General features: G+C 68.5%; 24 protein-coding genes. 15 read left to right on the forward strand and 9 right to left on the reverse strand.

From position 1 onward, the window contains the following. Positions 1-945, reverse strand: coding sequence for a cytochrome c oxidase assembly protein (locus GKC29_RS12620; RefSeq protein ID WP_155331010.1), 945 nt, complete (start codon positions 943-945; stop codon positions 1-3). A 108-nt stretch (positions 946-1,053) separates the two neighbouring features. Here GKC29_RS12620 and GKC29_RS12625 point away from each other — a divergent pair, with 108 nt between their 5' ends. The 5 genes from GKC29_RS12625 (at position 1,054) to GKC29_RS12645 (ending at position 6,149) form a co-directional block, all read left to right on the forward strand. After that, the gene (locus GKC29_RS12625) at positions 1,054-1,653 is read left to right on the forward strand and encodes a heme-copper oxidase subunit III (protein ID WP_155331011.1); all 600 of its coding nucleotides are present in this window, start codon (positions 1,054-1,056) and stop codon (positions 1,651-1,653) included. Positions 1,654-1,726: 73 nt separating this feature from the next. Further along, positions 1,727-2,560, forward strand: coding sequence for a cytochrome c (locus GKC29_RS12630; RefSeq protein WP_155331012.1), 834 nt, complete (start codon positions 1,727-1,729; stop codon positions 2,558-2,560). A 67-nt stretch (positions 2,561-2,627) separates the two neighbouring features. After that, the gene (locus GKC29_RS12635) at positions 2,628-3,722 is read left to right on the forward strand and encodes a ubiquinol-cytochrome c reductase iron-sulfur subunit (RefSeq protein WP_155331013.1); all 1,095 of its coding nucleotides are present in this window, start codon (positions 2,628-2,630) and stop codon (positions 3,720-3,722) included. Further along, complete coding sequence (locus GKC29_RS12640) at positions 3,719-5,341, forward strand: ubiquinol-cytochrome c reductase cytochrome b subunit (RefSeq protein WP_155331014.1); 1,623 nt, start codon at positions 3,719-3,721, stop codon at positions 5,339-5,341. The genes GKC29_RS12635 and GKC29_RS12640 overlap by 4 nt, the downstream gene beginning before the upstream one ends. A gap of 136 nt (positions 5,342-5,477) precedes the next feature. Then, on the forward strand, positions 5,478-6,149 hold the full coding sequence (locus GKC29_RS12645; protein WP_155331015.1) for a DUF4142 domain-containing protein: 672 nt from the start codon (positions 5,478-5,480) through the stop codon (positions 6,147-6,149). A 90-nt stretch (positions 6,150-6,239) separates the two neighbouring features. Here the strand turns inward: GKC29_RS12645 and GKC29_RS12650 are convergent, their stop codons facing one another. From GKC29_RS12650 to GKC29_RS12660, 3 genes are read right to left on the reverse strand one after another with little or no spacing between them, the layout of a single operon-like run. Next, positions 6,240-6,527 carry an Lrp/AsnC family transcriptional regulator gene (locus tag GKC29_RS12650; protein ID WP_155331016.1) on the reverse strand — a complete coding sequence of 96 codons (288 nt, stop codon included), beginning with the start codon at positions 6,525-6,527 and terminating at the stop codon, positions 6,240-6,242. Then, on the reverse strand, positions 6,524-7,438 hold the full coding sequence (locus tag GKC29_RS12655) for a sugar phosphate nucleotidyltransferase (protein WP_155331017.1): 915 nt from the start codon (positions 7,436-7,438) through the stop codon (positions 6,524-6,526). Before GKC29_RS12655 ends, GKC29_RS12650 begins: the two co-directional genes overlap by 4 nt. After that, the gene (locus GKC29_RS12660; RefSeq protein WP_155331018.1) at positions 7,435-7,977 is read right to left on the reverse strand and encodes an NUDIX hydrolase; all 543 of its coding nucleotides are present in this window, start codon (positions 7,975-7,977) and stop codon (positions 7,435-7,437) included. The genes GKC29_RS12655 and GKC29_RS12660 overlap by 4 nt, the downstream gene beginning before the upstream one ends. 404 nt (positions 7,978-8,381) lie before the next feature. Here GKC29_RS12660 and GKC29_RS12665 point away from each other — a divergent pair, with 404 nt between their 5' ends. Both GKC29_RS12665 and GKC29_RS12670 read left to right on the forward strand, forming a co-directional pair. Then, positions 8,382-9,068 carry an SHOCT domain-containing protein gene (locus tag GKC29_RS12665; RefSeq protein ID WP_155331019.1) on the forward strand — a complete coding sequence of 229 codons (687 nt, stop codon included), beginning with the start codon at positions 8,382-8,384 and terminating at the stop codon, positions 9,066-9,068. 259 nt (positions 9,069-9,327) lie between these two features. Further along, positions 9,328-10,074 carry an MBL fold metallo-hydrolase gene (locus tag GKC29_RS12670; protein ID WP_155331020.1) on the forward strand — a complete coding sequence of 249 codons (747 nt, stop codon included), beginning with the start codon at positions 9,328-9,330 and terminating at the stop codon, positions 10,072-10,074. 135 nt (positions 10,075-10,209) lie between these two features. Here the strand turns inward: GKC29_RS12670 and GKC29_RS12675 are convergent, their stop codons facing one another. Next, positions 10,210-10,653, reverse strand: coding sequence for a helix-turn-helix domain-containing protein (locus GKC29_RS12675; RefSeq protein WP_155331021.1), 444 nt, complete (start codon positions 10,651-10,653; stop codon positions 10,210-10,212). A gap of 141 nt (positions 10,654-10,794) precedes the next feature. On the opposite strand from GKC29_RS12675, the gene GKC29_RS12680 reads away from it, so the two are divergent. Then, entirely contained in the window at positions 10,795-11,661 is an 867-nt protein-coding gene (locus GKC29_RS12680) for an aldo/keto reductase family oxidoreductase (RefSeq protein WP_230689015.1), read from the forward strand. A 294-nt stretch (positions 11,662-11,955) separates the two neighbouring features. On the opposite strand, the gene GKC29_RS30280 is transcribed toward GKC29_RS12680, so the two are convergent. After that, the gene (locus GKC29_RS30280) at positions 11,956-12,084 is read right to left on the reverse strand and encodes a hypothetical protein (protein ID WP_255456188.1); all 129 of its coding nucleotides are present in this window, start codon (positions 12,082-12,084) and stop codon (positions 11,956-11,958) included. A gap of 5 nt (positions 12,085-12,089) precedes the next feature. Here GKC29_RS30280 and GKC29_RS12685 point away from each other — a divergent pair, with 5 nt between their 5' ends. Then, positions 12,090-12,677: a DinB family protein gene (locus GKC29_RS12685; protein WP_155331022.1), complete on the forward strand. Its 588-nt coding sequence runs from the start codon at positions 12,090-12,092 to the stop codon at positions 12,675-12,677. A 10-nt stretch (positions 12,678-12,687) separates the two neighbouring features. Continuing rightward, complete coding sequence (locus tag GKC29_RS12690; RefSeq protein WP_155331023.1) at positions 12,688-12,969, forward strand: YrhB domain-containing protein; 282 nt, start codon at positions 12,688-12,690, stop codon at positions 12,967-12,969. Positions 12,970-13,187: 218 nt separating this feature from the next. Here GKC29_RS12690 and GKC29_RS30555 read toward each other — a convergent pair whose 3' ends face one another. Beyond that, complete coding sequence (locus GKC29_RS30555; RefSeq protein WP_155331024.1) at positions 13,188-13,703, reverse strand: DivIVA domain-containing protein; 516 nt, start codon at positions 13,701-13,703, stop codon at positions 13,188-13,190. Between the two features lie 210 nt (positions 13,704-13,913). On the opposite strand from GKC29_RS30555, the gene GKC29_RS12700 reads away from it, so the two are divergent. Next, the gene (locus GKC29_RS12700; RefSeq protein ID WP_230689016.1) at positions 13,914-14,678 is read left to right on the forward strand and encodes a site-specific integrase; all 765 of its coding nucleotides are present in this window, start codon (positions 13,914-13,916) and stop codon (positions 14,676-14,678) included. After that, positions 14,576-14,833 (forward strand): site-specific integrase, encoded by a 258-nt coding sequence (locus GKC29_RS29945; RefSeq protein ID WP_230689017.1) that lies wholly within the window; start codon positions 14,576-14,578, stop codon positions 14,831-14,833. The genes GKC29_RS12700 and GKC29_RS29945 overlap by 103 nt, the downstream gene beginning before the upstream one ends. Before the next feature lie 46 nt (positions 14,834-14,879). On the opposite strand, the gene GKC29_RS12705 is transcribed toward GKC29_RS29945, so the two are convergent. Further along, a complete protein-coding gene (locus GKC29_RS12705; protein ID WP_155331025.1) occupies positions 14,880-15,236 on the reverse strand; it encodes a VOC family protein in 357 nt (118 codons plus the stop codon). A gap of 312 nt (positions 15,237-15,548) precedes the next feature. Here GKC29_RS12705 and GKC29_RS12710 point away from each other — a divergent pair, with 312 nt between their 5' ends. Both GKC29_RS12710 and GKC29_RS12715 read left to right on the forward strand, forming a co-directional pair. Next, positions 15,549-16,754 carry an MFS transporter gene (locus tag GKC29_RS12710; protein WP_155331026.1) on the forward strand — a complete coding sequence of 402 codons (1,206 nt, stop codon included), beginning with the start codon at positions 15,549-15,551 and terminating at the stop codon, positions 16,752-16,754. 334 nt (positions 16,755-17,088) lie between these two features. Next, on the forward strand, positions 17,089-17,475 hold the full coding sequence (locus GKC29_RS12715) for a VOC family protein (protein ID WP_155331027.1): 387 nt from the start codon (positions 17,089-17,091) through the stop codon (positions 17,473-17,475). Positions 17,476-17,603: 128 nt separating this feature from the next. Here the strand turns inward: GKC29_RS12715 and GKC29_RS12720 are convergent, their stop codons facing one another. Beyond that, complete coding sequence (locus tag GKC29_RS12720) at positions 17,604-18,038, reverse strand: VOC family protein (RefSeq protein ID WP_155331028.1); 435 nt, start codon at positions 18,036-18,038, stop codon at positions 17,604-17,606. A 118-nt stretch (positions 18,039-18,156) separates the two neighbouring features. On the opposite strand from GKC29_RS12720, the gene GKC29_RS12725 reads away from it, so the two are divergent. Then, complete coding sequence (locus tag GKC29_RS12725) at positions 18,157-18,378, forward strand: VOC family protein (protein ID WP_370463358.1); 222 nt, start codon at positions 18,157-18,159, stop codon at positions 18,376-18,378.

The following is an 18,378-nucleotide window of genomic DNA, read 5'->3' on the forward strand; positions in this document are numbered from 1 at the left end:
TCAGGCCGCGGTCTCCGCGGCGCGCTGGCGGGCCTCCTGGCGGTCCAGCTCGCGGTCGATCCGGCGGGCCTCACGTTCCGCGTGGCGCATCCACTGCACGACCAGCACCGCCAGCATGGTGACGCTGACGAACTCGCCACCGGCCCAGAGGATGCCCCCGGCGACCACCTGGTCCTCCCACGGGTCCGACCAGGTCAGGCCGAGCGACGGGTACCAGTCGCCGCCGAAGAGCGTGGTCGACTGCATGATCGTGAGCCCGAGCACGGTGTGGAACGGCACGGACAGCAGCATCAGCAGGGCGCGGCCCGGGTACGGCCAGCGGCCCGGCAGCGGGTCCAGGCCGAGCAGCGGCCAGAAGAACACGCAGCCGGTCAGGATGAAGTGCGCGTGCACCAGCTCGTGCGCCCAGGCGTGTTCGAGCGTGTACCGGTACAGGTCCGTGAAGTAGAGCGCGAACGGGTTCACCACGAAGATCGCGAAGGCGACCAGCGGGTAGCTGTAGACGCGGGCGATCCGGCTGTGCACGATCGTCAGGAGCCGCTTGCGCGGGCGGATCGGCAGCGTCCGCAGGGCCAGCGTCATCGGTGCGCCGAGCGCGAGGAAGATCGGCGCGATCATGGAAAGGACCATGTGCTGGACCATGTGCACCGACAGCAGGGCGGTGTCGTACGCGTGCAGCCCGCTGACCGTCACCGCCGCGATGCCGCCGAGGCCCGGGCCGAGGAAGAAGACCGTGCGGGCGACCGGCCAGCGGTCGCCGCGGACCCGCAGCCGGTGCACGCCGTAGAGGTAGAGTCCGGCGGCGAGCACCAGGCCGACGGCGAGCCAGCTGTCCAGCCGCGTCTCGGTGAACACCGAGGTGACGGTGAACGGCGGCGGGGTGGCCGCGGTCACCGCCGGTGCGGCGACCGAGGTCGCGGTGGAGATCGGATCGACGTGCAGCACGCTTTTCAGCCTAGGTCAGGCGAACCGGACCACCCCGATCGGGCTGCCTGGACCACCGGTTTGGCACCCCGCTGATCGCGGGCGCCGGTCAACGGCAATAATGACCGCGTGACTGCGGCCCCAGCCATTGACAAGAGCCGGATCCACTCCCTGACCCGACCCAACATGGTCAGCGTCGGGACGATCGTGTGGCTCTCCAGCGAACTCATGTTCTTCGCGGCGCTGTTCGCGATGTACTTCTCCATCCGCGCGGCGGCGCCGGAGCAGTGGGCGGAGCACACCCCGCACCTGAACATCCCGTACGCGACGACGTTCACGGTGATCCTGGTGCTCTCGTCGGTGACCTGCCAGCTCGGCGTGTTCGCCGCCGAGAAGGGCGACGTGCACGCGCTGCGGCGCTGGTTCACGGTCACCTTCGTGATGGGCCTGATCTTCGTGCTCGGCCAGGTCAACGAGTACCGCGAGCTGGTGCACGAGGGCATCAAGATCAACTCAGACGGTTACGGGTCGATGTTCTACCTGACCACCGGCTTCCACGGTCTGCACGTGACCGGCGGTCTGGTCGCCTTCATCATCTTCATGATCCGTACCACCATGGGCCGGTTCACGCCGGCACAGGCCACCGCGGCGATCGTCGTGTCGTACTACTGGCACTTCGTCGACGTCGTGTGGATCGGGCTCTACGCCATGATCTACTGGCTCCAGTGATCTTGGCGCGTCACGAACCGCGCCGCTGCTCCGTCCCCCTCAGGCAAGGTCCAACCGGTTAAGGACACAGGTCATGACTTCTGACAACGACCGCCGACGCGGTCTGCTCGCGCGCCTGCGCGGGCGGCCCGCAGCGCGCAGCAGGGGCCGCCGCCGGCTGGGTGCCGCGGTCCGGCTGCTGGCCGCGCTGATGCTGGCCGGCGGTGCCTACACCGTCTTCGCTCCCGGCGTGCAGGCGCAGGACACGCCGTTGTCCGGCGCCGCCGCGGAGGGCAAGGCGCTGTTCGACGTGAGCTGTGTGACCTGTCACGGTCGCAACGCGCAGGGTGTCGAGGGCCGGGGCCCGAGCCTGATCGGCGTCGGCGCCGCCTCGGTCGAGTTCCAGGTCAGCACGGGCCGGATGCCGATGGCCCGGCAGGAGGCCCAGGCGCAGCGCAAGCCGGAGGTCTTCACCGACGAGGAGACCCGCCAGCTCGCCCAGTACATCCAGGAACTCGGCGGCGGCCCGGTGGTGCCGGCGGGTGACAACCTCCACGAGGACGCGAACATCGCCGCCGGTGGCGAACTGTTCCGGATCAACTGCTCGCAGTGCCACGCCTTCGGTGGCGGCGGCGGCGCCCTCTCCTCGGGCAAGTACGCGCCGAGCCTGAACCCGGCCACCGACCGCCAGATCTACGCGGCCATGCTGAGCGGCCCGCAGAACATGCCGGTCTTCGGTGACAACCAGATCACGCCGGAGCAGAAGGCGGACATCATCGCCTACATCCAGGAGACCCTGAAGCACGACCAGGACCCGGGCGGCTTCAACCTCGGCCGCTACGGCCCGTCGACCGAGGGCCTGGCGATCTTCCTGGTGGGCATCGTCGCGCTGGTCTTCGCCAGCCTGTGGATTGCGGGCAAGTCGTGACCGGCCGACCCGTGGATAAGATTGCGTTGGTGTCGCTCGCCGGCACCGTCCGTAGCGAGGTGACGGCATGACCACCACCCAGACCGGGCATCCGCGGATCCCGGCCAGCCGGGAGCCGCTCGACGTGACCGAACCCCGGCTCAGCCGGTTCGAGATCGTGCAGGAGGGCGCCCGGCGGGACGACATCGAGATCGTCCACTACGAGCCGCAGGTCGTCCCGGGCAGCAAGGCCGAGCGCCGGCTGGTCCGCACGGTCGCGTCGTTCTTCCTGCTGACCGGCCTCGCCGCGACGGCCTTCCTGGCCATCTACATCTGGTGGCCGTGGGAGTACGCTCCGGGCCGCGGCGGCGACAAGTGGTACACCCCGCTGCTCGGCGTCACCCTGGGCATCGCCCTGCTCGGCATCGGCTTCGGCATCCTCACCTGGGGCAAGAAGCTGCTGCCCAAGGAGGTGTCGATCCAGGACCGGCACGAGGGCGCCGGCTCCGAGGAAGACCGCATCATCACCGGCCAGACGATGCTCTACATGGCCGACGAGCTGGGCGTGAAGCGCCGGCCGCTGCTCGGCCTCTCGCTGCTGGCCGGTCTCGCGCCGGTCGGCGCGGTGGCCGCGGCGCCGCTGGTGGGTGGCCTGATCTCCGACCCGCACAAGAACAACCAGATGTTCACCACCGGCTTCGCGCCGGCGGAGGGTGGCGGGAAGATCCGGCTGGTCCGCGAGGACGGCCGTCCGGTCCGCCCGGCCGACATCAGCAGCGGCGGCCAGCTCACCGTGTTCCCCGGCATCGACCACGGCATCAGCAACAAGCACGCCGACTCGCCGGCGCTGCTGATCCACCTGCGTGACTCCGACGCGCAGGAGGCCCGCCGCGCCAACGAGCGGATCGGCCACGGCGACTACATGTGGGGCAACTACGCCGCGTACTCGAAGATCTGCACGCACGCCGGCTGCCCCGCCAGCCTGTACGAGCAGCAGACCAACCGGCTGCTCTGCCCGTGCCACCAGTCGCAGTTCCTCATCACCGACAACGCGAAGCCCATCTTCGGCCCGGCCAGCCGGCGGCTGCCCCAGCTGCCGATCGAGGTCGACGCCGAGGGCTACTTCGTGGCGAAGTCCGACTACACCGAGACCGTCGGGCCCGACTTCTGGGAGCGGCCGTGAAGCGGCGAAAGTTTGACATGGCAGCCGTCCCGGGCAACGCCGCCCGGGGGGTGGACGACCGCTTCCAGGTGGCCACCCCGCTGCGCCGGCTGCTGAACAAGGTCTTCCCGGACCACTGGTCCTTCCTGCTGGGCGAGATCGCGCTGTTCTCGTTCATCGTCCTGCTGCTGACCGGTGTCTTCCTCACCTTCTTCTTCGAGCCGGCGATGACCGAGGTGGTCTACAACGGCAGCTACGCCCCGCTGCGGGGCACGCCGATGTCGGCCGCGTACGCCTCCAGCCTGGACATCTCGTTCGACGTCCGGGGTGGCCTGATCATGCGGCAGATGCACCACTGGTCGGCCCTGCTGTTCATGGCCGCGATCGTGGTGCACATGCTGCGCGTCTTCTTCACCGGCGCGTTCCGCAAGCCCCGCGAGACGAACTGGATCATCGGTTCGCTGCTGTTCTGGGTGGGCTTCCTCGCCGGCTTCACCGGCTACTCGCTGCCGGACGACGGCCTCTCCGGCACCGGCCTGCGGATCGCCTCCGCGATCATGCTGTCGATCCCGGTGATCGGCTCGTGGCTCACCTCGTCGATCTTCGGCGGTGAGTTCCCCGGCACGATCATCATCAGCCGGTTCTACATCGCGCACGTGCTGCTCATCCCGGGTCTGCTGGTCGCGCTGATCAGCGTCCACCTGGGCCTGGTCTTCAAGCAGAAGCACACCCAGTGGCCCGGTCCCGGCCGGACCAACGGCAACGTGGTCGGCGAGCGGATGTTCCCGCGGTACGCGATCAAGCAGGGCGGCTTCTTCATGGTCGTCTTCGGCGTGATCGCGCTGATGGGCGGTCTGTTCCAGATCAACCCGATCTGGCTGTTCGGCCCGTACGAGGCGTGGGTGGTCTCGGCCGCCAGCCAGCCGGACTGGTACGTCATGTTCCTCGACGGCTCCACCCGACTCATGCCCGCCTGGGAGATCACCATCCCGATCGGCGACGGGTACGTGATCCCGCCGCTGTTCTGGCCGACGGTCGTCCTACCCGGCATCCTGGTGGGCCTGTCGACGCTCTACCCGTTCCTGGAGGCCCGGCACCTCAAGGACCGTAAGAGCCACAACCTGCTGCAGCGGCCCCGGGACGTCCCGGCCCGCACCGCGGTGGGTGCCATGGCGGTCGCGTTCTACGTGGTGCTGACCCTCTCCGGGGCGAACGACGTCATCGCCGACAAGTTCCAGATCAGCCTGAACGCGATGACCTGGGCCGGCCGGATCGGTCTGCTCGTCCTGCCGCCGATCGCGTACTACGTGACCTACCGGGTCTGCCTGGGTCTCCAGCAGCACGACCGGGAGGTTCTCGCCCACGGTGTCGAGACCGGCATCATCCGGCGGCTGCCGGACGGCCGGTTCGTCGAGGTCCACCAGCCGCTGAGCGCGGCCGACCACGACGGGCACGGCGCGCTGGAGTACGCCGGTTGGGTCGTCCCGAAGAAGATGAACCGGCTCGGTGCCCTCGGGCCGGCGATCCGGGGCTTCTTCTACCCGATCGAGAAGCCGGCCGAGGCGCCGGTCTCGCCGGGGCACCCGCCGGTCGAGCCCCGCGCCGAGCGGGAGGAGATCGGCAGCGGCGAACGCCGCTGACCCACCTCGTACCATCTCGTGGCGCCCGCCGGATTCGTCCGGCGGGCGCTACGCGTTTCTCCCACCGACGGAGACGGAGGAATAACCCGGGCCAGCCGGGTATCCGTGCGGTCCAACGTCTCAAGGGGGGGAAGGCATGTTGGGAATCAAGCGCCTGGGCCTGCTGGCCGCGCTGGTGCTGGTGGGTATCGCACCCGCCGCGGCCGCCCAGGCCGCGGTGCAGCCGTCACAACAGGACACCCAGTACCTGCAGGCGATCCACCAGGTGAACCTGTTCGAGATCACCGCGGGTGAGCTGGCCCAGGAGAAGGGCCAGAACGAGCAGGTCAAGAATCTGGGCGAGATGTTCAAGACCGACCACACCCAGCTGGACCAGTCGGTCCAGGACGTCGCCGGCCAGTTCGACGTGGAGCTGCCGGACGAGCCCACGCCGGAGCAGCAGAACATCATCGACCAGCTGAACAATGCCAGCGGCGAGGAGTTCGACCGGCTCTGGGTGACCAACCAGCTGACCGGGCACGTCCAGGCCATCCAGGCCACCCAGACGGAGATCTCGCAGGGCTCCGAGCAGGCGGTGGTCCAGCTGGCGCAGACGGCGCTGCCGACGCTGCAGGCGCACTACGACGAACTGGTCCAGCTGGCTGAGCAGCTCGGCATCCCGGTCCCGCAGGCCACCGGCACCGGTACCCCGAGCCCGGGTGGGACCGCGCCGGGGGGTCCCGGCACCGAGACCCCGGCTCCGGGCGGCACGACCGAGTCGCCGGCTCCGGGTGGCACCCCCGAGTCGCCGGCTCCGGGCCAGAGCTGACCTTCGGGGTACGCAGTACGACGGCCGGTCCACCACTGGGTGGACCGGCCGTCGTGCGTCGTGTCGGGCGCGGCGGCCCGGCCTCCGTGGTCAGTCGGCGCCCGCGAGGCCGATCGCGAACGTCTCCTCCAGGTCGTGCTGGGAGTACGCCCGGAACGCGATGTGGGACTCCGTGTTGAGCACGCCCGGCACCTTCGAGATGCTCCCGGCGATGACCTGGGCGATCTGCTCGAACTCGCGCACCCGGACCATCGCGATCAGGTCGACGTGCCCGGCCACCGAGTAGACCTCGCTGACGCCGGGCAGAGCGGCCAGGGCCTCGGCCACCTCGGGAATCGAGTCGGTGGCGCAGTCGATCAGCACGATCGCGGTGATCACGGGACGGTTCTCCGTTCGTCGGCGTCGTCGCTCATGCTAGATGTTCCCGGGCGGGGCGGCTGGCCGACGCCGACGGTGAGGTCGGTACCCGCACGGACGGCGTCCCGCAGGTGCTCGCCGGGGTGCACCGTGGCACCCGGCCAGACCACGGCGTGGGTGACGTCGCCGCGGACGACGGCGCCCGCTCCGACGACCGCCTCCCGGCACCGGCCGGTCACCACGGCACCGGCGTCGACGAGGGTGCCGCCGCCCGCCGCGTGCAGGTTGGCGGCGAGGTAGTCGGCGGGGGTGCCGGTGTCGTAGAAGGTGCCCCGGTAGGGGACGACGGTCAGTTCCCCGGCCGCCTCGGCGGGCCGCCACACCGTCCGGACGAGGTCGCCGAACTCGACCGGCAGGTCCCGGACCCGCCGCCACGGCAGCAGCGAGAACCCGGTGAAGACGTGGCCGTCGAAGGTGCCCGGCGCGGCCGGGTCCGGGGCGGGCTGGCCGAGCAGGCGTACGGTCTCGCCGTCCCAGCCGCCCAGCAGCGCGGCGATGTCCGGCCCGGGTGGGCGGGCCGGGTCGGCGAGGTACGCGTCGGCGTTGCCCACCAGGACGCCCCGCCCGTCGATCCAGTCGCGGAGGTTCGCCACGCCCCCCGCGGTGCCGAGCGGCCCGTCGGGCTCCACCGAGAGGTGCGCGCGGTCGCCGACGTGGCGGACGACCTGCTCGGCGAGGTAGCTGGCGTTGACCGCCACCCGGGCCGGTCCGGTCAGGTCGAGCCCGGCGAGGCGGGCGAGCACCCGGTCGAGCAGCGGCACGTTCCCCACCGGGCACAGCGCCTTTGGGACGCGCTCGGTCAACGGCCGCAGCCGGGTGCCCTCGCCGGCGGCGAGGACCACCGCGCAGACGGGCGCGCCCTGCGGGGTCACGGCCGGACGTCGGGCACGGGCGGCGGGAACTGCCCGGCCAGCGGCCCGATGTCGTAGTAGGCGAGCAGGCGGGCGGTGGGCCAGGTCAGCCGGGGCAGGTCGTCCAGCGGATGCCAGGCGGCCTCGAAGACCTCGGCGCCGTCGACCGTGAAGGTGGTGGTGGAGGCCGACACCTCGGCGGTGAACACCACGTCCACCCAGCCCTTGGCGTGGACGACGGCGTTCGGCGTCGCCGGGCGCAGGTCGCGGGGCGACAGGCGGATGCCGGTCTCCTCGTACAGCTCGCGGGCCGCGCCGACCACCGGCATCTCCCGCTTCTCCAGCAGCCCGCCCGGCAGCGTCCAGCCGTTGCCGGGCGGCTGGCGCAGCAGCAGCAACCGGCCCGCCCCCTCGGCCTCGGCGTCGCGGACCAGGGTGACCGCGCCGACGATGTACTTCGGCACGGCCAGCCGGACCAGGCGGCGCCGCACCGGCAACGGCAGCCGGTAGAAGACCTGGTACGCCACGGCGCGCCCGGTGACGCGGGAACGGGGGATCATGGCTCCAGGCTAGTGCCCGTGAGGAATGTTCGGACGGTCCGGGGCGCGATGGGTTGTCGTACTCCGCTTGATGCGACGGCGACTTCAGTTGATGGGTTACACGGGCCTTGAGCATGCCGGATACGGACCGTGACGCCGACTGTCCACGACGGCTGGCGTGCCAGGCGTCCGCTTCTGTCGATGAGAGTGTGGTCGAGGCGTTCGATCGGGTCGCGTCCCATCGACGGCCGCTGCTAGCGTCACCGGCAACCCTTGAGAAGGGAGTGCCGATGGTGGATCGGGCGGAGGTCGGTGGACGGCCGCGGTCAGTAACGATTGCAGCGACTCTGATGACCGTCGTGGCCGTCGGGTATCTCGCAGACGCGGTGGCGGTCGCCGCTGGGGCAGCTGCATACCCGGACCGTGTGCGCGAGGCACTGAACGCCTCCGAGGTCGACCCACGTGCCTTTGACGCTATCAAGCCATTGGTCTCGGCATTGCCCTACGTCGCGGCGTTGATCACCGCCGTGGCAGCACTGGTCCTACTGGGTATCGCGGCCTCGGTGCGTGCGGGGCACTTCGCGGGCCGCATCATCGCCTGGATCGCGATCGGTCTGTCCCTGACGTGCAGCTTCTGCGGGCTGGGCCAAGCTGGTACGCCCGCTTTCAGCGGAATCGCCTACGTGTCCGCCTTCAGCCGTGACGCCTCCGGAACTAACACGTTCGTCCAGCGGTTGCCGGCCGCGTACCCGGCGGCCTATCAGTACCTCAGCGCCGGCTTTGCCCTCTTCGCGATGCTCGCCCTGATCGTCGTCGTCGTGCTGCTCGCGCGACCCTCAGCCAACCGCTTCTTCCGTCCGGTCAGACAGCTGGCACCGCCGCCAGCTACTCATTACCTGGGCGACTCGGCGCCAGCAACTCATTACCTGGGCGACTCGGCGCCAGCAACTCATTACCTGGGCGACTCGGTGCCAGCGCCGGTCGCTGGGGCAGCCCGTCCGATCATCGGCCAGATTTCCCAACTGTCGGTGCTGGTCGGGCAGCATCAACGCGGCGAGTTGACCGACGAGGAGTTCGCTGCGGCTCGCCAGCAACTGCTCGGTGGCCCCTGATTCCAGCCCGTCAGAGATGCTGGTATCCACCCGGCGGGAGACGCAGCTGCGCGCCCTCAGGGTCACACTCGCACCTCCCGCCATCGGCCACTGCGCGGTAACGCCCGCACATACCGCGATCAGTGCGCTACGGAGCGTCACGGTACCTTGAGCCGACCGGCTTCCGGTCGTGCCGAGATCCGTCCGGATCTCCCACTCCTGCGTCGCTGAGACCAGGGCCACGTGCGGCGTGCCGTGCCCGGACCTGCATGCTCTGCCAATGCGACAACTCACAGTTCTGGGAGGTTGCGGCGCCTACCCGGAGCCGGGTCGGGCCTGCAGCGGCTTCCTGCTCGAATGGGACGGTTTCCGCCTGGTGCTCGACCTCGGCTACGCGACCCTGCCGCGTCTGCTCGCCCACTGCCCGGACGCTGCTGTGGACGCGGTGGTCATCACTCACGAGCACCCCGACCACTGCATCGACCTGCACGGACTGTTCCGGATCCACCTCTACGGCCCGGCACGTGGTCGCCGACTTCCGCTGTACTGCACTCCGGGCGTGCCGTCCCGGCTTGCCGCCCTAGAACCCGACGTAGACCTGGACAAAGTGTTTGACATCCACCGGTTGCCCGGGAGTCATCAGGTCGGCCCGTTCACTTTGAGTGGCGTTCTGCTTCCGCACTACGTGCCCAATGTCGGCATCCGGCTAGAGACCAGCGGCTTCGCACTCGCCTACACCGGCGACACCGGCCCGCACCAGCGCCTGGCCGAGCTGGGCAAAGACGTCGACCTCTTCATCATCGAGGCCACCGACCGTGCTGGGGAGACCCAGCAACCCCAACGTAACCTCCTCACCTCCTCAGAAGCCGGACAATGGGCGGCCCGAGCAGGCGCACGCCGCCTGATGCTCACCCACTTCTGGCCGGGCAACGACAGGAAGGCCGCCGTCGAGTCGACACGCATCGGCTTCGACGGAGAAGTGCTCACCGCAGAAGAGGACCTGGTCATCCCGCTCGACGCCACCTGAACCCGCCGACCGGATCTGCCGCGAGGCGCGCTACGCAGCGTCCCGTCGCGCCGGTTCGGGTGCCCTTGCGGACGTGCCGAGTTGAGTGCACTCGATGAAGGCAGAGCCGCTGGGGTGACGTCGTGTCTGACGGGCTCAGGCGACGTGGTTGTCGTACGTCGCGCGGTTGGCGAGCACGTCGTCCATGTGCATTTCGGCCCAGGCTTTCAAGCCGCGCATCATCTGGTGCAGGGAGAGTCCGAGGTCGGTCAGCTCGTAGGTGACCGTGACGGGCACGGTCGGCACCACAGTGCGGGTGATCAGACCATCGCGTTCCAGGGAGCGCAGCGTCTGAGTCAGCATCTTCTGGCTGACGCCGGCCAGCAGACGCGACAGCTCCGAGTACCGCATCGGCCGGGGTTCACCGGCGCAGTCGGCGCCGAACTGATGCGAGCCGTCGGTGCGTAGCGCGGCCACAACCAACATGACCCACTTGTCCGCGATTCGGTCGAGCAGCTTGCGACTGGGGCATTGCGCCAGGAAAGCATCATACTCCGCCTTGGCCTGCGCCCTCTCCTGTGCCGCTGTCGTCGTTGCCATCGAACCGCTCCTTCCACCGTTGGGGCGTTACGAACCTGCAGGTGCCTACTTCCCGTGAGGAAGTTACGCCCTGATAGTGGAGCAGGCATCCGCGATGCACCAGAACCGCTCAGCGCGACACCGAAAGCCAGAGGTATGAGCATGGCCTCCACTTCCCTTCCCGGCGGCACCTGGACGCTGGGAGACCTGACCGTCACCCGGTTCGGCTACGGCGCCATGCAGCTCGCTGGCCCCTGGGTCCTGGGACCGCCGGCCGACCACGACGGCGCACTCGCCGTCCTCCGCGAGGCCGTCGAACTCGGCATCACCCACATCGACACCGCCGACGCCTACGGGCCCCACGTCACCAACCAGCTGATCCGGGAAGCGCTGCACCCGTACCCCGACTCGCTGCACATCGTGACCAAGGTCGGCGCGAACCGCGACCAGCAGGGCGGCTGGCCCCCGGCCCGTGACCCGGAAAGCCTGCGCCGTTCTGTGCACGAGAACCTCGAGAACCTCGGTCTCCATGTGCTCGACCTGGTCAACCTCCGGCTCGGCAATGCCGAGGGACCCCAGCCCGGTTCAGTCGCCGAGGCGCTCGAGACGCTCGTCGAAATGCAGCAGCAGGGCCTGATCCGGCACCTCGGACTGAGCAACGCGACGCCGGAACAGGTCGCCGAGGCGCAGACGATCGCGCCGATCGTGTGCGTACAGAACATGTACAACCTCGCGCACCGCCAGGACGACGAGCTGATCGACGCGCTCGCCGACCAGGGCATCGCCTACGTGCCGTTCTTCCCGCTCGGCGGCTTCAGCCCGCTGCAGTCCTCGGCGCTCTCGACCGTAGCCGCCCGGCTGGAGGCGACACCGATGTCTGTCGCCCTGGCCTGGCTGCTGCAGCGCTCGCCGAACATCCTGCTGATCCCCGGCACCTCGTCCACGACACACCTGCGCGAGAACATCGCGGGCGCGGGACTCTCCCTTTCCCACGACGACCACGCCGAGTTGGACACGATCGGCCGCTAGCCAAACATCCGCCGGCTTGGGCTTGCCATGTTCGACCGACTCACCGGACATCAGGTACATCCGATGCCTTCGGCCCGGTCAGATGAGGACGGCACAGGTTACCCGCCGCCCGAGGACGCCGAAGGCGACCTCGGGCGGCATCCTCGTCGACCTGCCTGGCCCCGAGGAAAACGCACTGAACTGCCGCGAAGCGCTCGTCACGCAAGGTAAGCAGCTCACGGTGCATGCATCCGGACGTGCCGATGGCAGCGCGTTGGCTCGGTCCTGCATGTCGTCTCAGCGTTAGAGGTTGTCTCACGTGGCAAGTTTCGCGAGCTTCTTGTAGCAGGTCAGGGCGGCGGCCATGGCCGGGCCTCGGCTCCGCCGGTCGTTGCGGACCACGTACGGGATCTTGAGACCACGAGCAGCCCATGGCAGGCTCATGCCGCATGATCGATGATTTCGCGAAAGACAACCTGCACGGGAGACTGCGGCGGGACCGCAAGGCGCTGCTCTGGAAACTCGACGGATTGTCCGAATACGACGCCCGCCGACCTTTGACAGCGACCGGGACCAATCTCCTCGGCCTGGTCAAACACGTGGCCACCGTCGAGGCCAGGTACTTCGGCGAGGTCTTCGACCGCCCTTCCCCGGAACCGCTGCCCCGGTGGCAGGACTCCAACGGCAGCGATCTGTGGGCGACCGAGGACGAGACCCGCGATCAGATCATCGGGTTCTACCGGCGCACGTGGGAACACTCGGACGCGACGATCAACGAGCTTCCCCTCGACGCCCCCGGCCACGTGCCGTGGTGGCCGGAGCCTTATGCCGACACGAACCTGTTCGCCATCATGGTCCATGTCCTCGGCGAGTCCATCCGGCATGCCGGGCACGCCGATATCCTGCGCGAGGGCCTCGACGGCCGGACCGGGTTGCGCGCCGAACACGAGAAGCAGATCGACGAGGAAGCCCGTGCAGCCTACTGCGCGAAGATCGAGCAGGTTGCCAGGTCGGCCGCACCAATCAAGGCTTATTAGGGACACGAGCATGACCGATGAAGAGGCTCGCGAGGTCGCATTTGCCCTCCTCGCTGACCGCATTGACAAGGTTCGCGCCGGTGAATGGGTGATCATCGGTGTGTGGGAGCACGAGACCGCATGGTCCGTGGGCTACCAGTCCCGCGCCTTCATCGAGTCAGGCGACATACACGATTCGTTGGTAGGCAACGGACATGTGGTCGTGCCCAAGTCCGGCGCGGATCCATGGCTGGCCTGGTCCGGTCGGCCGGTGGAAGAACAAATCGCCGAGGGGCGACCCACCCTCGGCTGAACGCACTGACATGCCGCGATCCGCTCGCCGCCGGGCCTCACGACGGGTCGGGCTGGCTGGCGGCCGGACATGCCGATGGGAGGGTGCGCCGCTGGTCCGGTCTTGACAACTCCAGAAACCCTCGGACTGCATCCTTTACGGGTTCATCATCCGGCTGCGCCGGTCGGTCTCTGGCGGCCCGCCTGACAATCGGGATCCGTCCGGCGGCTCCGCTTCCGTCAGGCATTAGGGCTCGGATCCTCGTCCGGTGACGGCGCCCGGGAGGGCGGTACCGGAGACAGATCCCGGCGGGTGCCGGTGATCCCGGCCGCCTGTTCGTGCGCCCGGTTCAGGATCGCCTCCGCCTCCCGTCGGGCGGTGGTTACGATCCCCTCGGCTTCGAGCCGCGCCTCGGCGCGGTGGTCGTCGGCCTGCTCCTTGGCGAGTTTGAGGATCTGTTCTACCCGGGTGCCCAGGCCGCTGAGGGTTGGCCGCTGCCGGTTCCGCCGTCGTCGTTCCGCTGCGACCGCGGTTCCGGTGGTCGTCCCGTCGCCTGCCACCCCGGCGTCTTCGTCGCGGTCGACCAGGCCGTCCCCGACGAGATCGGACTCGGTCGTACCGACCAGGGAGAGCGCGACGCCGAGCGCGGCGATCGCGACGCCGGACCAGACGGCGGCCGGCCCGAGGGATGGACCGACCGTGGCGCCGACGCCGAGCCCGAAAAGGACGGCGGCAGTCTTGGCCGGCTTGCGCATAGGTCCTCCTCGGGGTGGTGCGGGCGTGGGGCTTCCGGTTCCAGCATGACGAACGAGTCAACCCGGGTCGGTTCCCGACGGAAGGTCCCGGGCGCACGAGGGGCGCTGAATCAGCCGAGGTCGAAGTCCCCAGTGGCGGACGATCGAATTTCCGAATCTGCCGCTCCGGGCGTGCTGGCGTTCATCGTCGCTGGTGACGCACGGTGATGTATGGCTGCCTTTCCTGCTCCCGCTTCCGGTGTCGTACCTACCGATCAGCTCGTTTTGCGCGCCGCGGCAACTCCCGCCTTCCTGGGCCGCTACCGTGGCCAGACTCGCGTTCATACCGAGTCTGACCTGCGAGTCTTCCTACGCTGGTGCACCGACCAGGACCTCGACCCGCTGGCTGCGGCACGGGTGGACGTCGAGCGGTACGTGCGCTGGCTGCAGGACGTACGCCGGTACCAGCCCTCGACGGTCTCGCGGCGCCTGTCCGTCGTGGTCGGGTTCTATCGGGTCTGCGTCATCGACGCCATCCTGGACCACTCGCCGGCCGACTACGTCCGCCGGCCGACGGTGCCGGCCGAGTCGCCGACCCTCGGGCTGGGTCACCTGCAGTTCGAGGCACTGATCACCACCGCCCGGCTGTCGAGCAACCCGAACGACTTCGCCCTGGTCGCGCTTCTGGGCCTGCTCGGTCTGCGGATCTTCGAAGCCTGTGGGGCGAGCATCGCCGACCTGGGCGAGGAGCACGGCCACCGGGTACTGCGCGTGCGCGGCAAGGGTGGCAAGGTCGTGCTCGTCCCGCTGCCACCCGCGGTGGCCCGAGCCATCGACGGGCCGTCGACGACCGCACCACCGGGCCGATCCTTCGCAACACCCTCGGCGTCCAGATGGACCGCCACGCCGCCACCCGCCGGCTCAAGCACCTGGCCCACGCCGCCGGGATCCGGATGCCAAGGATGCATCCCCACATGCTCCGCCACACGTTCGTGACCACCATGCTCGACGCCGGCGTCAGCCTGCGCGACGTGCAGATCGCCGCCCGCCACGCCGACCCGCGAACCACGATGCGCTACGACCGGGCCCGCAAGAACCTCGACCGGCACCCAAACTACATCCTGGCCGCGTACATGGCCTCCGGGACATAGCCAACCGCTCGCGCCTCTGCCTATCATCGCGCGTCGTGTGTTGCCGCTAGTTGTAGTGCTCAACCAGGCAGAACTCGTGGTCCTCTGGGTCAGCCATGACGACGACCACACCCTCGTCGTAGTCGTGCCGCTCGCCGGTGAACCGGCCACCGAGATCGATGACCGACCGTATGGCCTCATCGATGTCGTCGACGGAGACGTCGAGGTGAATCCGCACCTTGCCAGTTCGGGGCTCAGGCACTGGCTGGAACACCAGCCGCGGCTGAAGGTCACCTCGTTCGCCGAGGTAGACCCAGCCTTCCTGCGAAGGCCCGGGCGCTCGACCGAGCAGGGCGCTCCAGAATCGGGCTACTCGCTCGGGGTCAAGGCAATCGATCGTGACACCGGACCAGGTGGTGGCCATGTGCTGATCCTGACAGAGCCTCCGGCTGGCGGTTCGTTCGCCCTCATCAGCCGCGCTCCCGAAAGATCAGTGGCTGTGGGTGGTCTGACGTATCCGCTTGAGCCGCAGCGGCACCCCGACTACCCTGCTCGGGTTATTGATCCACAGTTAGGAGCTGAGATGCGCCTCGCCATGGTCACGCTCCCCGCTTCGCCGCGAGAGCACACCGCGCACTGATCGTTCGCCGCCGGAGAGACCTAGCCGGCGGGTGCGGCGCTCCTCGCCGCGGAGCGGTCCTACGACCGTTTCCCTTTCTCGGCTCGAGGAGCTCTTTTGCGTGCCCTTGTATCCGCGCGTCTGGGCGTGGACTTCACCAAACTGTGGACCGCCTCTGCGGTGTCCAACGTCGGCGACGGCGTCACCATGGCCGCCGGCCCGCTGTTGGTCGCCTCCGTCAGTGACAATCCGGCCTCCATCGCCGGAGCTGCCTTCGCCCAGCAGCTGCCCTGGCTGTTGTTCGCTCTGATCAGCGGCGCCTACGTCGACCGGCTCGACCGACGGCAGCTGGTCGTAGCCGTCAATCTGGTACGCGCTGTCGCCCTAGCCGGGTTGGCGGCCACCATCGCGACCGAGACCGTCACCGTGCCCATCATCTACACGGTGCTCTTCCTGCTCGGTACCGGGGAGACCCTCGCGGACACCGCCATGGGTGCCCTACTCCCGTCGGTGGTCGCACCCGAGCAGCTGCCCAGCGCCAATGCCCGGCTCTACGCGAGCTTCACCATCGGCAACCAGTTCGTCGCCAAACCGTTGGGCGCGTGGTTGTTCGTCATCTCCGCGGCCGTACCGTTCGGGCTCGACGCGTTCACGTTCGTCGTGGCCGCAGCTCTGATAGCGGGTATCCGACCGGTGCCCGCACCGGCGCAACCCCACCTGCGGGTCTCGTTGCGCGGCGAGATCGCCGCCGGTGTGCGGTGGTTGTGGCGGCACCGGCTGCTGCGGACCCTCGCTGTCACCATAGGCGTGGGCAACATCGCATTCGGTGCCGCGTTCGCGGTGTTCGTTCTCTACTGCCGGCAGCGACTGGACCTGTCCGACGTCGGCTACGGCTTCCTGCTGACCGCCTTCGCGGTCGGGGGCCTGTTCGGTACGACAGTCGCCGCCAAGCTCACCCGAGCCTTCGGAAGCGCTGCGGTGCTACGTGCCGGCCTGGTCATCGAGGTCGTCACGCACGTGATCCTGGCGACCACGACAACACCCTGGGTGGCCGCGGTCATCCTGGTCACATTCAGCATCCACGCCATGGTCTGGGGCATCACTGTCGCCTCAGTCCGGCAGCGGACGGTGCCCGAACATCTGCGCGGTCGGGTCGGCAGCGTGTACGCGCTTCTGGACCTCGGCGGAGCCGCAGTCGGCTCTCTCCTCGGCGGTCTGTTCGCCAGCGTCTGGGAGATCACCACACCGTTCTGGATCGCCGCCGTGGTGATGACAGTGGTCACCACCCTCGCATGGCACCGGTTGCGCGAAGCAACCGCCTAACCACCCCACTCGGCCCTGAACAGAAGTACCTCGGTGTTCGGGGCCGGGTGCTAGGCAGAGACAGCCTCGGCACGGCATCCGGATCTGGCACCCCTCTGTGTCCTGGCCCTGTCAGCATCCGAAAGAGACGAGTTACTCGCCGGTCTGGGAGCACTTCCCGGCTGAGGTAGCCACGCGGCGGACGCGACCGGCTCTACCTATCCGGCACCCATCGCAGCTAACAAGGCATCCGGATCTGCCGCCGATCGGGCGTCACGTTCGGTAAGTGACCGCAGCGCCGAGACCGTCCGGTCGTGCCGATGACAGGGTGTCCTGGCGCGCGTACGTTGACGCCATGGCGACCCACTGGACCCTGGGGTGCGATGCCGACGATCCCCAGCGGATCGCTGCTTTCTGGGCGCTTGCTCTCGGCTATGTCAGGGAACCTGGTTTCGATGAGCCTGACAACGCGTCCATCGTCGACCCAGATGGCAGGGGGCCCGCCATTGGTTTCCTGAAGGTGCCTGAGGGGAGAGTTCGTGAACCAAGAGACGACGATCCCGAATCGGTGCGGCGACACAACCGGCTGCACTTCGACATTCGGGTCGGGGCCGAGAACCACCCTGAGGTGGTCGCGAAGCTGATCGCTCGTGGTGCGATGAAGCTGTGGGATGGCCGGCAGGGGCCACATACATGGGTCACGATGGCCGACCCGGAAGGCAACGAATTCTGCGTCGCCTGATCCTCGGGCTTCCTCGATTCAACAATCCCTGAAATCGCGCTTGCCGGACCGGAGATTGTCGGATTCCGCACCCGGATCTCGCGATGGCGAACTGCACCGGTTGACTGCGAAGCCGGCATGTGCGGCACTCAGTCGAGGCAGAACTCGTTGCCTTCGATGTCCTGCAGCGTGTAGCACGACTCGTTTTCCTCATCGGCATGCTGCAGCAGCACAGGTGTCGCGCCGAGCGCGATCAGCCGTGCGCCTTCGGCCTCAAGTACGGCCAGACGCTCGGCGCCCACGAGCCCGGCGCCGGTCCGCACATCGAGATGCAGCCGATTTTTTACGACTTTGCCTTCTGGGACGCGCTGAAAGAACAGTCGCGGGCCGACGCCGGTGGGGTCGATGCAGGCCGACCATGCGTCCCGCTGCTCGGACGGCAGGGCGAGGTTGTAGTCCTCCCAGCTGGCAAACCCCTTCGGTGGTGGCGGCAAGACGTACCCCAACACCTCGCACCAGAATCGAGCGACGCGCCCAGGCTCCTTGCAGTCGAAAGTGACCTGGAACTTCTTGATCGACTTCATGGCTTCACCCTAAAGCAGGCTCTTCCGCCGCCATAGGCCGCCCCGAGACCAATACCGATCGGTACTTGGTTTCCGAAGGCCGCCCTGACCAACTCGGGCAAGATGTCCTTTTCTTTCCATATGCCCCGAGGGCAAGTCCGCCAAGAATCGGATGCATGTTGACGTCCGGGTGGCGGGCCCGGGCCCCTGCGACATGGCCGAGCGCGCACGACTGATCCGGCAGAAGGTGCCCGAGTTGGTGGACGCCGCCGCGACGGTGGTCCGCGAGGAGTGGTACGGCGACGCCTTGGGACACGTCGTCATGCAGGACCCCGAGGGCAACGAGTTCTGCGTCGCCTGA

It is taken from the genome of Micromonospora sp. WMMC415 (assembly GCF_009707425.1).
Taxonomy (GTDB): Bacteria; Actinomycetota; Actinomycetes; order Mycobacteriales; family Micromonosporaceae; genus Micromonospora.